General features: G+C 64.1%; 12 protein-coding genes. 8 read left to right on the top strand and 4 right to left on the bottom strand.

Annotation, left to right across the window (positions count from 1 at the left end):
* The first annotated feature begins 10 nt into the window (after positions 1–10).
* The 5 genes from C8263_RS06380 (at position 11) to C8263_RS06360 (ending at position 5,468) form a co-directional block, all read left to right on the top strand.
* Complete coding sequence (locus C8263_RS06380) at positions 11–685, top strand: metal-dependent transcriptional regulator (RefSeq protein WP_107137265.1); 675 nt, start codon at positions 11–13, stop codon at positions 683–685.
* Positions 682–1,416, top strand: a complete 735-nt coding sequence (locus C8263_RS06375) for an adenosylcobinamide-GDP ribazoletransferase (protein ID WP_233218677.1) — start codon at positions 682–684, stop codon at positions 1,414–1,416. Before C8263_RS06380 ends, C8263_RS06375 begins: the two co-directional genes overlap by 4 nt.
* A gap of 4 nt (positions 1,417–1,420) precedes the next feature.
* Positions 1,421–1,996 (top strand): histidine phosphatase family protein, encoded by a 576-nt coding sequence (locus C8263_RS06370; protein ID WP_233218676.1) that lies wholly within the window; start codon positions 1,421–1,423, stop codon positions 1,994–1,996.
* Positions 1,997–2,076: 80 nt separating this feature from the next.
* The gene (cobT, locus tag C8263_RS06365; protein WP_107137264.1) at positions 2,077–3,159 is read left to right on the top strand and encodes a nicotinate-nucleotide--dimethylbenzimidazole phosphoribosyltransferase; all 1,083 of its coding nucleotides are present in this window, start codon (positions 2,077–2,079) and stop codon (positions 3,157–3,159) included.
* A gap of 428 nt (positions 3,160–3,587) precedes the next feature.
* Positions 3,588–5,468 (top strand): S1 family peptidase, encoded by a 1,881-nt coding sequence (locus tag C8263_RS06360; protein ID WP_107137263.1) that lies wholly within the window; start codon positions 3,588–3,590, stop codon positions 5,466–5,468.
* 251 nt (positions 5,469–5,719) lie between these two features.
* Here C8263_RS06360 and C8263_RS06355 read toward each other — a convergent pair whose 3' ends face one another.
* On the bottom strand, positions 5,720–6,982 hold the full coding sequence (locus tag C8263_RS06355) for a phosphotransferase (protein WP_107137262.1): 1,263 nt from the start codon (positions 6,980–6,982) through the stop codon (positions 5,720–5,722).
* 505 nt (positions 6,983–7,487) lie between these two features.
* Between C8263_RS06355 and C8263_RS06350 the strand changes: the two genes are divergently transcribed.
* Both C8263_RS06350 and C8263_RS06345 read left to right on the top strand, forming a co-directional pair.
* Entirely contained in the window at positions 7,488–7,736 is a 249-nt protein-coding gene (locus tag C8263_RS06350; protein WP_107137320.1) for a hypothetical protein, read from the top strand.
* On the top strand, positions 7,733–8,356 hold the full coding sequence (locus C8263_RS06345) for a phosphoribosylanthranilate isomerase (RefSeq protein ID WP_107137261.1): 624 nt from the start codon (positions 7,733–7,735) through the stop codon (positions 8,354–8,356). Before C8263_RS06350 ends, C8263_RS06345 begins: the two co-directional genes overlap by 4 nt.
* A gap of 158 nt (positions 8,357–8,514) precedes the next feature.
* Here the strand turns inward: C8263_RS06345 and C8263_RS06340 are convergent, their stop codons facing one another.
* The gene (locus tag C8263_RS06340; RefSeq protein WP_107137260.1) at positions 8,515–9,363 is read right to left on the bottom strand and encodes a metalloenzyme domain protein; all 849 of its coding nucleotides are present in this window, start codon (positions 9,361–9,363) and stop codon (positions 8,515–8,517) included.
* 299 nt (positions 9,364–9,662) lie between these two features.
* Here C8263_RS06340 and C8263_RS06335 point away from each other — a divergent pair, with 299 nt between their 5' ends.
* Positions 9,663–10,538, top strand: coding sequence for a nucleotidyltransferase domain-containing protein (locus C8263_RS06335; protein ID WP_107137319.1), 876 nt, complete (start codon positions 9,663–9,665; stop codon positions 10,536–10,538).
* A gap of 367 nt (positions 10,539–10,905) precedes the next feature.
* On the opposite strand, the gene C8263_RS18865 is transcribed toward C8263_RS06335, so the two are convergent.
* Together C8263_RS18865 and C8263_RS06325 are read right to left on the bottom strand one after the other, a co-directional pair.
* Positions 10,906–11,484 (bottom strand): hypothetical protein, encoded by a 579-nt coding sequence (locus C8263_RS18865; protein ID WP_146160611.1) that lies wholly within the window; start codon positions 11,482–11,484, stop codon positions 10,906–10,908.
* Positions 11,474–14,098 carry an HsdM family class I SAM-dependent methyltransferase gene (locus C8263_RS06325; RefSeq protein ID WP_107137318.1) on the bottom strand — a complete coding sequence of 875 codons (2,625 nt, stop codon included), beginning with the start codon at positions 14,096–14,098 and terminating at the stop codon, positions 11,474–11,476. Before C8263_RS06325 ends, C8263_RS18865 begins: the two co-directional genes overlap by 11 nt.
* Positions 14,099–14,287: the final 189 nt, after the last annotated feature.

Below are 14,287 nucleotides of genomic sequence, written 5' to 3'. Positions count from 1 at the left end.
ACTGGGCCCCATGACCGGCCGCCCCCTCTCCCGCTCTGCGGAGGATTACCTGAAACATCTGTATGTGCTGGGGCAGACCGGAAAGGTGAACACCCAGGCGCTGGCCACCGCGCTGGAAGTGGCCCCGGCCAGTGTGACGGGCATGCTGCGCAAGCTGGCCGAACAGGGCCTGGTCTCGCACGCCCCGTACCAGGGCGCGCAGCTGACCGCCGAGGGCGAGCGCGTGGCGCTGGAAGTGCTGCGCCACCACCGCCTGCTGGAACTGTTTCTGCACCGCGCGCTGGGCGTGCCGCTGGACGAGGTGCACGAGGAAGCCGAGCGGCTGGAACACGCCCTCTCGGAGCGCCTGGAAGCCCGGATTGCCGCGTGGCTGGGCGACCCCACCCACGATCCCCACGGCGACCCCATTCCCACCGTGGACGGCGAGTTGCCGGCGCAGCCGCAGCGGCGCCTGTCGCAGCTGGCCCCCGGCGACCACGCGGTGGTGGCCCGCATTCCCGATGACGACGCTGCGCAGCTGCGCGCCCTGATGGCCGCAGGCCTGACCCCCGGCGCCCCGGTGCGGGTGGACGGTATGGACACGGCGCTGGGCACCCTGACCGTCTGGGCGCAGGACCACACCCTGACCCTGGCCCTGGCGGTGGCGGCGCAGATTCATGTGGCGTGGCCGGGGGCCGGGCGGTGAGCCTCCCGGGCCGCCTGACACAGCAGCGGCGCGCGCTGCATCTGGCCCTGACCTTCCTGACCACCCTGCCACTGCCGCACGTGACCCGGGTGGACGAGGGCGACTTTGCCCGGGCCAGCGCCTACTACCCGCTGGCCGGCTACGTGGTGGGCGGCGCGGCGGCGCTGCTGCTGTGGTGGGGGCCGCCGCTGCCCGCCGGGGTGGTGGGGGCGCTGGGCGTGGGGCTCTGGCTGCTGCTGACCGGCATGCTGCACTTTGACGGACTGGTGGACAGCGCCGACGCCCTGTTCGCCGTGAAGTCCCCGGCGCAGCGCCTGGAGATTCTGCGCGACGTGCATGTGGGCGCCTTTGGGCTGGCCACCGGCGCCCTGGCCCTGCTGCTGCTGTGGAGCCTGCTCTCGGCGCCCATCCCGGCCTACGCGCCGGTGGTGGCGGCTGTGAGTGCGCGGGCGCTGCTGCTGCTGCCCATGAACAGTTACCCGGCCGCCCGCGCCGAGAGTCTGGGCGCCCGCTCCCGCGAGGGCCGCATCTGGGCGGCGCTGGCGCTGGCGGCCCCCACACTGCTGCTGCCCGGCGCCTGGGTGGCGTGGCTGGTGGCCCTGGCGGGCGTGCTGCTGGCAGCGGCCTTTGCCGCGCGGCGCCTGGGCGGCGGCCTCAGCGGCGACGTGTACGGCCTGCTGGTGGTGGTGGCCGAACTGCTGGCGCTGGGCGCCTACGCCTGGGGCCGCTAGGGCCGTGGGCGCGGTGCTGACCCTGCATCTGGTGCGCCACGCGCCCACCGCGCCCAACGGGGAACGGCGTTATCCCCACGCCCACGAGGACGCGCCCCTGAGCCCGGCGGGCGAGGCGCTGGCCCGCACCCTGCACCTGCCTCTGGCGGCCCTGGCCTTCACTTCCCCGGCCCGCCGGGCCCGGCAGACGGCGGCCCTGGCGGGTTTTCCGGGGGCCCTGCCCACCCCGGCCCTGGCCGAAGCCACATTCGGCGTGATGGCCGGGCACACCTGGGCGCAGCTGGAAGCTGCCCACGGCGAGGCCCCCCGCCGCTGGACAGACGCCCTGGCCGATCCCCACTCGCCCGGCGGCCCCCCCGGCGGCGAGACGGGCGCGGCCTTTCACGCGCGCCTGGCGGCGTGGCTGACTACCCTGCCCCCGGCCGGCGAGGCCGTGGCCTTTACCCACGCCGGCCCCCTGTGGGGGCTGCTGCGCCTGACCGTGGGCCTGCGCGCCGCCGCCGCGCCGCCCGGCACCGTGGCCACCCTGCAGCGCAGCGGCGGAGACTGGTGGCTGACGCGGCTGCTCCCCCCACCCTGAGGCCAGTCCCTCCCCACGGCTCAGAGCGCATGGCCCATGGCTCAAAGGCCGGTGCCCCCCGTATGCCACAGTAACCCCCGATGACTGCTGACCTGCCGGCCGACCTTGACGCCCTCATTCAGGCGGTGCACCCGGCCGACCAGGCCGCCATGGGCCGGGCCCGGGCCCGGCAGGCGCAGCTGACCAAGCCGCCCGGGGCCCTGGGCGAACTGGAAGCGCTGTCCATCCGGCTGGCAGGCGTATTCGGGACCGAGCGTCCCCACCCGCGCGGCGTGGCGGTGCTGGTGGCGGCCGGGGACCACGGGGTGGCGGCGCAGGGCGTGAGCGCCTATCCGCCGGAGGTGACGCCCGCTATGGTGGCCAACTTCCTGGCCGACACGCCACACGGCCCAGGCGGCGCGGCGGTGAACGCCCTGGCCCGCAGCGTGGGCGCGCGGGTGTACGTGATGGACGCGGGGGTGAACGCCGAATTGCCCGTCCACCCGGCCCTGCACCGCGCCGCCCGTCGACAGGGCACCCGCGACCTGAGCCGCGAGGCCGCCATGACCCCGCAGGAAACGGCCGCGCTGGTGCTGGCCGGGGCTGCGCTGGCACGCCGGGCCATAGAGGACGGCGCGGACCTGCTGGTGCCCGGCGAGATGGGCATTGGCAACACCACGCCCGCTGCGGCCTTGACCGCGCGGCTGCTGGAGCTGGACCCACAGGCCGTGACCGGGCGCGGCACCGGCGTGGACGATGAGCGGCTGGCCCACAAGGTGGCGGTCATTCGCACGGCTCTGGCCCGCAGCGACGCGGCCGACCCGCTGACGGTGCTGGCCGAGTTCGGCGGCTACGAAATTGCCGCCATGCTGGGGATGATGCTGCAGGCTGCGGCCCTGCGCCGCGCCGTGGTGCTGGACGGCTTCGTGGAGGGCAGCGCGGCGCTGATTGGGGTGGCCCTGGCCCCGGCCCTGCGTGATTTTCTGTTCGCGGCCGGGCAGTGTGCCGAGGCCGGGCACGGCGCGCAGCTGGCGCACCTGGGCTTGAAACCGCTGTTCAGTCTGGGGCTGCGCCTGGGTGAAGGCACGGGCGGAGTGCTGGCGGCCCCCCTGCTGCTGGGCGCGGCGGCCACCCTGCGCGAGATGCGTACCTTTGAGGAGGCGGCGGTGCCGGCAGGTGCCTGATACGGACTGCCGTCCATTTCCGTACCATCCGGGAAGAAGGGGGATGTTCCCCGCCTCCGGCGCTGTTCCAGCCCAATTCCTGGAAATCCGCATTTGTTCCTTCTCTGCTGCGCAGCTCTTCGAGTCCCTCCAGTCGAAAAAATTCCGGAACACGTTACGGAATTTTTCGGAATCCGTATGAGACGAACTCGGAGCGCTGCTTTGCAGCGCGAGCCGGAGAGACCCGTCCCTCCGGGCGCGGCGCCCAGACATCGGAACAGAGCCGATGAGTCAGCGGAACAGGCGGCAGTCCGTATGAGGGCGCTTGCCACCACCCACCCCCTCCCCCAACCAACGATGAAGATTCACCCCCCGTTTTCTGACCTCCCTCATGGGCAAAAGCGCGTAAGCACCCTAGACACGCCACTGACCGCGCGCTTAAATAAAGCATGAGAAACCTCAAGGTTTTAGGGTGGTTGATCTTCACCCTGCTGTGGGCCTGGGGCGGCGCGCAAACGCTCCCCAGGGAGGTGCGCGAGCGCATCATTCAGGCCACGGTGATGCTGCTGCCCGCCGACCAGAGCGGCAAGCTGCTGGGCGGTCTGGGCTCCGGGTCCATCGTGAGTCCGCAGGGCTTTATCCTCACGAACTATCACGTGGTGGGCGACGCGGATGACCGCCTGATCGCGCCACTGGTGCAGGTGCGCACGGTGCGTTTTGTGGACCGCGAGCCGGAATTTACCTACTGGGGCAGGGTGGTGGCCGCTGACCCCAACCTTGACCTCGCGATTGTGCAGATCGTGATGGACAAGAACAAGAAGGCGGTATCTGGCCTGAAGCTGCCCTTCGTGGAACTGGGCGACTCGAACACCATGAATATTGGCGACGACATCTTCGTGTTCGGCTTCCAGGGTACGGGCGGCATGACGCTGACCTTCTCGCGCGGTTCGGTGGGCGGTTTTACCGGCGAGGACCTGGAAAGCAGCGGGCGCCAGTGGCTCAAGCACGACGCCCAGACCGGCCCTGGTAACTCGGGTGGCGGCGCCTTCAATGATCAGGGCGCGCTGATCGGGGTGCATACGGCCGGGATTGCGGGGAACAACAACTCGCGCACCTCGTTTATGCGGCCGCTGGCGCTGGCCTGGGGGCTGGTTACGCCCAACGTGCCCGCCTTTGTGGTGAAAAAGGGCGGCGCGCTGCCCGGGCCCCAGGCCAACGTGAACACGCCCCAGGAGCAGGGCCGCCAGTGGCCCCCCGCCCTGACCTCGGGGCAGAACAGCGTGAGCGGGACCGTGCGCGTGACGGGCAGCGCGGGCGCCGGTACCTGGACCCTGAACCTGACCGACCCCCTGAAAGACGGCGGCCTGAAGGGCACGGCCAGAAACGGCGCGCAGACCCAGACCGCCTACCTGTATTACGAGGAAGACGACGACGAGGTGTGGGTGGAGTGGACGCCCGACGGCAAGGCGTACCTGAGCTGCGTGGTGCTGCCCGAGGGCCTGGGTGCCAGCAGCTGGACCGGCAAGGCGTACTCGTTCAAAGACACCGATTCCGACGGCACGCGCAGCGGCGACTGCACCGTGAGCCTGCGGGCCGGGGCCCAGGCCACCCCGCCCAGCCCGGCCCCCGCTCCCAGCGGCCTGAGCTGGCCTCCCAGCCTGAACGCGGGGCAGAAGTGGAGCGTGGGCTTTGGGCAGAGCGGCACCTACACCGTTACCCTGACCGCGCCGGACGACGAGGGCGGCTTTGAGGGCACGGCGGCGCGCGGCAGCGAGCAGGGCAGCGCCCTGATGGAGTACGCCGACGGTGTGCTGCTGATCATCGTGCAGCGCAGCGACAAGAGTTTCCTGGTGTGCAGCGCTGAACGCAGTGGGCTGAGCGGCGCTTCGCTGCGCGGCGACGCCACCAGCCACAAGAATTCCAGCGACAAGGGCACCAGTCTGGGCAGTTGCACCGTGAGTCTGGGGACCGGCACCCCCAGCCCCGCTCCGGCGCCCAGCGGCCTGAGCTGGCCGCCCACCCTGGCGCAGGGCCAGAAATGGACCGTGAATTTTGGACAGGCCGGTACCTACGCCCTGACCCTGGGCGAGCGTGACGAGGACGGCATCTATGACGCGGTGGCGATCCGGGGCAGCGAGCGCGGCACGGGCCTGATGGACTATTCCGACGACGAGATCACCGTAATCGTGCAGCGCGCCGACAAGAGCTTCCTGGTGTGCCGCGCCGACCGCAGCGGCCTGAGCGGCGCCCTGGTGCGCGGCGACGCCAGCAGCCACAAGAACTCCAGCGACAAGGGCACCAGTCTGGGCACCTGCACCGTATCGCGCTGAGCAGGATTGAAGGCAGGGGCGCCCCGGGAAGCAGGGCGCCCCGCTTGCTGTGGTGGCAAGAGAACGAGGGAAGCGGCTGACAGCGGCGCCACTCGGACGCCAGCGCTAACCCCACCCTGGGCAACAGGGATTCAGGTCCAGACGGACGTGCAAAGCGGCGCAGCAGCGTGGGCAGAGGAGCTGGGGGCCCCTCCAGGCGCGGCGGGGCACACCCCGCACCAGGGCCAGGGTGTGGAGGGCAGCCGTTCGTCTCAGGACGGCGTGCCGGGCAGCAGGCGGCGCAGGTGGTCCAGATGAACGCCGTGCCACTCGGTTTTGTCGGCCACTGCGCCCTGAATGCCGTCCACATAGCCCAGGGCGCGCAGCAGTTCTCCGGCCAGCGCGGCGTCGCTGTGCAGGGCGCGCAGTTCGTCCAGTGGCGCGCAGTCGGTCCAGGCAGCCAGGTAAGCGTCGCGGGCGGCGGCCAGGGCCCCGGGCGTGGCGTCCGGGGCCAGCGAGGCAGGCTGGGCGTCCAGGAAGGGATGGGTGCAGCACGCATCCGACCAGTCCAGCAGGGTGAACGCGCCCCCCTGCGTGGCCACGTTTCCGCTGTGCAGGTCGCCGTGGCCCAGCGTGGGGGGCAGCGAACTGGCGGCCAGCCGGGCCAGGGCCGCGTCCAGTTCGGTGTGGCGGCCCCGCAGCGCGGCCGCTTCGGCAGGGGTCAGGCCCCCGGGTTGGCCCACCAGCAGCACCTCGTCGCCCAGCAGGCGGGGCCACCAGCGGCGCAGGTATCCCGGGCCCCGGTCCCGCAGCGCCAGCCTGGGCAGCAGCGGCCTGCTGGCGCGCTGCACCGCCGCCAGATGGCGCATCAGGCCCTCCAGGTCGTCGGTGCCTGTCTCGCCAGCATCGGCCAGCAGCAGAAACCCGCGCGCTGTATCGGCGGCCAGCACCCCGGGCGCGGCCCCCACCAGTTCACGCGCCAGAACCGGGGTCAGGTGCACCTCGCGGGCAAAAAATTCGGGCGCGGCCTTGAAGTACACCTGCCCGCCCGTGGTCGGCACGCGCCACAGCAGGCTGATCTGCCAGTGCTTGAGCACCTCCGGCCCGCCGGTGCGGCTCAGGCCCTGGGCGGCCAGTTCGGTGTCCAGCCACTCCAGGGCCAGGGCGCGCCAGGACCGATGGAACCAGGGCGTGGGTGGAGGCAGGCTCAGGGCGGCCTGCCGCCAGCCTATAGCCCGGGCTGGGGCCTCGTCCGGCGCTGCTGCGGGGCCCAGCGGCGCCGCGCTGTGCAGGTGCCAGACACACTCCGCGCGTGTGACCCCGCCCGCCGTGCCCTGCGGGCTAAAGGCCAGGCGGCGCCCCAGCCAGCCGTCCAGTCCGGCTGCGCGGGCCGCGTCCAGCACATGCTGGCCGTAGTACGTGGGGGTGTGCACGGTCAGGGTGTGGTGCGCGGCGACGCCGCCATGGGTCAGAAGCAGGTGCAGCGTGGTCTGGCGCCGCGTGGGCTGGTGGAGAGGAGCCGGGTGGGCGGTCATGGCGACTCAGCGTGGCATGGCCCCGCGCCGGCTCACATCTGCCAGCTGGCTTGCGGCCGGGTCAGCTGGAGCGCCCTGCCGGGCGTTCAGGCCGCGAACCGCCGCGTCGTGGGTGCCGCTGACCAGGGCGTGGGGGCAGCGCCCGGTCCACCCTGCGGAGTTCCTCGCTGTGTCTGCAGGAGGCTGAAGGTCTGGGCAATACAGTCGTCCAGCGGCATGGGCTCACGGCTGCCCCCGGGCATCTGTTCGGTGGCCACGAACGGCAGCGCCACCCCATGCGCAACTCAGGTGAGCCGCAGGTGATGGGTGAGCAGAGCGAACAAGGGCAAGAGGGGACTCCGGCAATAGAACAGCACCCCTGCGCGCTGCCCAAGAGGCTTTGGCCTCAGAGGAGTCCCGTACGCCTCCACTGGGCCGCAGCCTGGGTGCCGCCTTCTCCCGGGTGTGGCTGTGGACCGAAGCCCATCACGAGGCGGTGATGGCGGCGCGGCCCCAGAATGAGGCCATGAGTGACCGCGAACTGAATTTTGCGCGCGAGATCCTGGGCACCCGTTCCTACCGCGAGGTTCCCGACGCCGAGGTGCTGCAGGCCGCCGAGGGCCTGCTGGCCGACTGGTTGGCGGGCGAAACGCGGATGGAGCGCCCCAAGCTCTATGACCACTACGCGCTGCTGCTGCTGGCCCTGACCCGGCAGGTGCGGGCGCTGGAAGACCGGGTGGCGGCCCTGGAAGGCCCCCGAAGCGAAAGCGAATGATCCGGGTGAAGGTGTGCGGGACCACCAGCGTGCCCGACGCCGTGCTGTCTGCCGAGGCCGGTGCCGACGCGCTGGGGTTTATCTTCGCGCCGGTCAGTCGGCGGCGCGTGACCGCGGCGGTGGCCCGGGACGCTGGACTGAGCGTGGGCCCCAGCGTGGCGCGGGTGGGCGTCTTTATGGATCAGGGCCTGGACGAGGTGCTACGGCTCTCGGAATCGGCGCGGATGAGCAGCGTGCAACTGCACGGCCCTTTGTCAAGTCTTTACGTTGAGCAGGTGGCCGCGTATTATCCCGTTCTGCGCGTGTTGCGCCCGGCCGATCTGGCCGAGGCAGCCGTGTGGAAGGACCACCCCGCCGTGACCCTGATGCTGGATGCGCCGGCACCCGGCAGCGGGCACGCGCTGGACTGGGCTGCCCTGCGGCCCGCATTTCCCCCCGGGGCATGGCTGGCTGGTGGCCTGGGACCAGACAATGTGGCGCAGGCCATGCAGGTGCTGGCACCCGCTGGCGTGGACGCCGTGAGCCACCTGGAACTTCGCCCGGGAGTCAAGAACCGGGATGCCGTGCTGCGTTTTGTGCAGACGGCGCGGGCGGCCACGGCAGCCAGTTATCCACAGTGAAACGCGGGCCTGTGGATAACTTTGGAACCTGTGGAACGCACACGGCGTCTGTCTAAAAACAGCGTGTCGGGGCGGCCCAAGCCCCATTTGTGGTGGGCGGAAATCAAAGCTTCTGCTCCCCTTGTCCACAGCACTTGTGGATAAACCTGTGGATAACTTCAGGGGTTCACGCCCAGCCATGCGGCCAGCTCCTGGCCGGCCTCCACGATGGTGTGCGCCTCGGTGGCCGCAGCGTGTGGCGTGACCCAGGGCACCCGCGCGGTGGTGTGGGCTTTGGTGCGCAGGTCTTCCAGATTGCCGTGGTCGCTGCTCACAACCACCCGTGCGCCCACCTGCAGCGCCCCGGCCAGGAGGGCGTCCACCCGGCGCAGGTAGGCCCGGCCCGCCTGCCGGGCCTCGGGGGCCGCAGCGGGTCCACCCTGGTGGCCCAGCAGGTCGCTGAACCACAGGTCGGCACTCAGCAGGTCAAAGTCGGCGGTGACCCGGCCCAGCGCCTCGCCCTGGCGCGTGACCTCGTCCAGCGCACCCCGTTCGGTCCAGGGCGGCGCAAAGTCCAGCCCCAGCGTGGCGCCCAGCAATGGCACCCCCGGCGGGTTGAGCGCCAGCCCCGCCGCCTGAAACGCGAAGGGAAAGCAGCCCAGGCGGTTGCGTCCCCCCTGGCCGGGCTGCAGATAGGCCGGGTGGTAGTGGTTGACCAGGGCCGCCCGGCCGCCCGCCCGGGTCAGCCGCACGGGCAGCGAGGCCCCCCGCAGCAGCGCCTGCAGGGTGGGCCCGGGGTGCGGCCCAAAATGCTCGCCCATGTGGGCCACGGCGTTCTGGCCGGTCAGCCAGCAGGTCTGCCCGGTGCCCGACTGCGGCAGCCCTGGCACGCCCAGCGCCGCGTCCAGCGCCGGGCCCGCGTCCACCAGCGGGCGCAGGGTGGGCAGCGCCTGATCCCACACCGAATCCGGCGGGGCGTCCAGGGGGTGGCCCACCCCGTCCAGGGCCAGCCAGAGCAGTCCGGTCATGGCACAGAGGATAGGGCGTGGGGGAGCTGCACCATGCGAACACGTCCACGGCGGTGCCGTCCGGGTCGGCTACCGTGACAGAGTGCTGGGTCCAGGGCCAGCCCCACCCGCCCGGCACACGCTGGCCACTGGCATGGGCCGGCCCTGCGTGCGGGAAAACGCCAGGGCGCGCGCCATGTCGGCCACCGACCGGCTCACGGAAGTGGGGTTGGGGCTGCGCTCAGGGGACAGGTGAGGCTGGCTGCCTGTGCGCGAATTGGCCGATGCCCGCGCGGGCGCCGCCCTTTACCCTGTTCTCCATGTCCCGCCCCCTGCCCCCCGGCACCGCTGTGTCCCTGCACGCGCCCCAGGGCGGCCTGCCAGCGGGCACGGCTGGCGTGATCGTGGCCTCGCCCCGGGACGGCAGCGTGTATGGCGTGAACTTTGCCGGGCGCGTGCTGAACGTCAACCGCGTGCATCTGAAGGTGACCGGGACCGACCTTCCCCCCCTGGCCCCCCACGACCTGCGGCCCTATGTGCAGTACGCCTGTGTGATGGGCAGCCGGGCCTTTGGCCTCAGCACCGACGCCTCCGACACGGACCTGCGCGGCTTTTATCTGCCGCCCGCGCGGCGCCACTGGGGCCTGGGCGAGGTGCCGCCACAGCTGGAATTCGCAGCCCCCGGCGCCGAGGCCGTGTACTGGGAGGCCAGAAAGTTCGTGCTGCTGGCCCTGAAGGCCAACCCCAACGTGCTGGAGGTGCTGGGCTCACCGCTGCCGGTGCTGGTCACGCCGGTGGCGCAGGCGCTGCTGGACATCCGGGGCGCATTTCTGAGCCGCCGCATCGCGCAGACCTACGGCGAATACGTGCGCGCGCAGTTTCGCCGCCTGGACAATGAGCAGCGCACGCACGGCGAGGTGCGCCTGAAGCACGCGGTTCATCTGCTGCGGCTGCTGATCAGCGGGGCGCACGCCCTGCGCACGGGCGAGGTGCTGGTGGACGTGGGCCAGCACCGCGCGGCGCTGCTGGCGGTGAAAACGGGCGAGCTGCCCTGGGCCGAGGCCGAACGCTGGCGGGAAGAGTTGCAGCGCGATTTCGGGCGCGCCGCCGCCCACACCGCCCTGCCCGACCACCCGGATGTTGAAGCGGTGGAAGCGTGGCTGGTGGCCGCGCGGCGGGCGGCGCTGGACTGGTAGGCCAAAAGCACGTGCCGCGCCCCGGGACATGGCCGATGTGCCCAGGGCCGCTCGCCCGCTAGCCTGCCCGGCAGTGATGCCCTATGCGAATCAAATACCCTTCTACCCTCCACCTGCCCTGGTCACCCGGGCTGCAGAACGACGACCGCCGCATTCCTGATCTCTGCGGCTTCAGCGGCCGCGAGGTCGTGGTGACCGAGAAGCTGGACGGCGGATGTACGTGGCGTGCAAGTGTTCACGAGATTAGTGGAAGACACGCATGCCTACGCTTATGCGTGGGCTCGCCAGAACTTTGGCTATCGGCACGTCTCGCCAGAAATCAGGATATATACGTGTAATGGGGCGGGATTATCTTACAGAACGCGAATCAATTTAATTGCCAGGAATCTGACGAGAATCGCTGCAGCTGTTCTTCGATCATTTCTAAGACGTGTCGAAAGGCCAAGTCTAGGCTTTCGACGGATTGATTGACTTCAGCGAACCTTCCCAAAAAAAGCGAAATGTGAAATTTAGATACCGGATAGCCCGCAGTCTTGAAATGAATATGTGGTCCAACCTTGTGAATATAATCATAGCATTCAGTTTCTAACTCATCTGGATCCGAATGCAATGCCAAAAATTCCTTGCTCTCTATTAATGTGCCTAATGAAGTATACAGGTGTAGATACTTTTGTGTTAAATAGTAGTCCCCAGCAGATTTTGGATCCTCCTTCCATAATTCATAATATAGGAGTTTTATACTGTCAAACTTTGTTGATAGTCTCCAATCGCTAAATTTGATATTGTTGTCAAAATCATGGTCGCGAGCAGCAAACACAAACGTATTTTCCCCGACATTCCTAGGCTGTTCGATGCGCATTGCAGCCCTTCCGACTATAGGCTCGAGTAAGGTGGCAATACCTCCTTGTCTGCTAGGAATGTCTGAATAATCGATTTTAATAGGCACTAGGGCCCCGTAAGGTATCAAGATCACCAGAGCTCAGACCATATAGCAAAAGGGCCAGCTGATCTATATTTCTTCGATTATCCCAACTTTCCTTGCCCGTGGCGATTACCTGATCAATTTCTTTGATCATAGAATCAACCAAAATTACGTCCGAATTGTCTATATTGGGAACATATACATCCGTCAGAGTCTTTTGCTCAATCAGAGAATAGCCACTGCCATATTTTTGGGAGTTTCTCTCTAGTTGCCACATGAATACTTCGCTATTCATAATGCCGCAATAGAACTTTAGCAACCGGACCTCTTGCTCGTGATCAAATTTTTTTCTATCTTTAATTATGAAGTAGATAGATCGTTTGACAGCGTATTCACCAGACAGATCCAATGCGAATCGCGGACTAAGGAGCAAGTGTGGTGCGACGATCTTTGGCACTCGTATATCTTTAGGCTGCCGTGGACGTTCGGGCTTCCACCAATTGGATTCATTGACCCTAGATTTTTGAAGCCGATTTTCTCGTTGCGCGCTTAAATGCAAATACGTGTTTTTATATTTCGAAACAGAATCGAATGTTATTTCCTTTTCATCCAGATAGGGGTAAAAAACTAGTTCTCCAGTGGATTCAGGAAGTACGAAACGGGTAATTTTTTTATCTGGCATATATTTCATGTAAAGTACGCGTTCTGATGCAGGAACAGCCTTTTCTAGTCTAATGAAGACTTCATCGTCGCCAGTATTAAACCCCTGCTTGGGTGTGATATGATTTTTCAAGGGGGAGTTCTGCTCAATTTTGGCTTGTATAACGTAGAGACTGCTGGGTATTGGCTTCCATTGTGAGTTTTTGAATTGGTTTTGCAGCACTCTGTATATTGAATAATTCGGGTCGGTGATCTCAAAACCATCTAAAATTGCCTCTAATGCATGACCAGGAAAGTCCCTAACCTGGGCATAGATTAGTGAGTGCTCGACGGTCGGCTTAGCCTTCTGAATAATGAGCAAGATAACATAAGTACTCACATTTTCAAAAACTTTGATCTTTGTTAAATCGATCAAATATCGAATTGTGAAATCTTCGGAAATATGATTCCTTAACAAGTTCGCATTTTCATTTAAAAGGAATGCATGAGGAACAACAAAAAATGCCTGACCACCCGGCTTCAGCAGGCGCAGTGCGATATTCATAAACGCTAGGTAGCTTTCCTGACGTCCACCATAAAAATTATCTAATGCAGAAACAACCTTATCCTTCTCCTCAGTGCCGAGTTCCTCTACTGGAATGTAAGGAGGATTTGACATTACGGCGTCAAATGTATCTCTAAGGTCTGGCATCTTATTCAGAATATCCAAGGCATCTTCATTGATGACGTTCAATGTTGGTGGAAACGACCCATTAATCGATAAGTGTAGAAGTGCTAAAGATAAGCGTGTAGCTTGAGTTGCGCTGTAATCAATGTCTATTGCCCAACTATTCTCAAAAGCGATGGGCGTAAGTCCATTCGAAAGAGAGTTAAACGTGTAATTAGCGTTCTCTAAAAAGCTTCTGGGAAATATTCCGGATCCACATGCATGATCGACGGTTACCAATCCTGGTAGGTCGGATGGGGCATGTGAGTCAATAAGAACTCTACTAAAGAAATTAGCAATGTATTGAGGGGTATAAACTGCGCCAAGTTCCCTGTTTGCCACTTCAGTTGGAGGCATGGGGAATAATGTAGGCATTTTTGTCTCAATTACTCTCAAATTGGCAACATACTTCTCGTATATTTTCCCCAAGGCGTGCTTGCCAATAAGGGAAAAGTCATATTTATAAAGTTTGTTCCCATAGAAGTCTTTAAATAGTTCTAGAGCATCCATTATGGGAAATGCATCGAGATCCGATAACAAAGTTTCGTCGTAAAGGTAATCGGGCGCGGTGATTCCCTGGAGTTTGGCAATGGCTGCCATAAAGACGTCTTTAACTGTTGATCCAGTAGACACAGATGATGCAGCCTTTTCAAGCAAATTACTTTCTACTGCCATTCCGTTGGCTCGCCTATAATCTTCAACTGAACGTATAAAAAATATTGTATTGAAAAAATTTGACAAAACTCGATTATCTACAACTCTTCCCATCTTCAAGCTGATATTTCTTTTCCAGAAAGATATCCTCTCTATTAATGCATCATCTAAAGCTGATATATTTGGATTTGGACGCTTTGAAATTGCACGTAAAAAGTGATCATATTTTAGAGCTTCAAAATTATCTATATTTAGTAGCCTCGTTTCTGGGAATAGTCTAGTACTTCTGTTATAAATTATGTTTATCTCATCGTTTTGAACGATGATATTCCAATCGACGAGGTTGTTATATGAAACTGTTGCGAGATATTTAACATTCTCCATTGAGAGGTCAGAAAATCTGGACCCTCTCAAAAACGAAATCACCGCAGCGTCTTGCAGTCCATGCTCCATCATCACATGTGCATTTACAAAAGAAGCAGAGGCGGGGTCATCAATTCGATAACTTGGTCGCCACCCGAAACTTCTTGAGAATGATTCAAGGAGTTTCGGAGTTTCTGAGCTGAAACCCTGTGGGCCAGTGAGTCTAACCAAGATTTCATAATCCTCTTTATTCATTGAAGGCTTACTCCTGAGCTAAATGGCCCCGCTTAGGGATTGACCTGAGCTGTAGAACGCGCGAATTAGATAGTGCTGCTGGGCTATCCCGATTTCACTTTACTGCTACGAACCGTCTGAAATCTGCACTCTCCGCCAGCGGTTCTGGAATGTTCGGCTTGAGTCGGAGGGTACTCGCCGCGGGACTGC

Origin of the sequence: Deinococcus arcticus (genome assembly GCF_003028415.1) — a bacterium.
Lineage (GTDB): Bacteria > Deinococcota > Deinococci > Deinococcales > Deinococcaceae > Deinococcus > Deinococcus arcticus.
The sequence above is the reverse complement of the archived record's forward strand: the minus strand, read 5'-3'. Positions and strand labels throughout refer to the sequence as shown.

Bases quoted from the DNA above. Each gene is read 5' to 3' on its own strand.
- C8263_RS06380 (WP_107137265.1), top strand. From the start codon at position 11: ATGACCGGCCGCCCCCTCTCCCGCTCTGCGGAGGATTACCTGAAACAT.
- cobT (WP_107137264.1), top strand. From the start codon at position 2,077: ATGACTGCTGACCTGCCGGCCGACCTTGACGCCCTCATTCAGGCGGTG.
- C8263_RS06360 (WP_107137263.1), top strand. From the start codon at position 3,588: ATGAGAAACCTCAAGGTTTTAGGGTGGTTGATCTTCACCCTGCTGTGG.
- C8263_RS06355 (WP_107137262.1), bottom strand. From the start codon at position 6,982: ATGACCGCCCACCCGGCTCCTCTCCACCAGCCCACGCGGCGCCAGACC.
- C8263_RS06350 (WP_107137320.1), top strand. From the start codon at position 7,488: ATGAGTGACCGCGAACTGAATTTTGCGCGCGAGATCCTGGGCACCCGT.
- C8263_RS06345 (WP_107137261.1), top strand. From the start codon at position 7,733: ATGATCCGGGTGAAGGTGTGCGGGACCACCAGCGTGCCCGACGCCGTG.
- C8263_RS06340 (WP_107137260.1), bottom strand. From the start codon at position 9,363: ATGACCGGACTGCTCTGGCTGGCCCTGGACGGGGTGGGCCACCCCCTG.
- C8263_RS06335 (WP_107137319.1), top strand. From the start codon at position 9,663: ATGTCCCGCCCCCTGCCCCCCGGCACCGCTGTGTCCCTGCACGCGCCC.
- C8263_RS06325 (WP_107137318.1), bottom strand. From the start codon at position 14,098: ATGAATAAAGAGGATTATGAAATCTTGGTTAGACTCACTGGCCCACAG.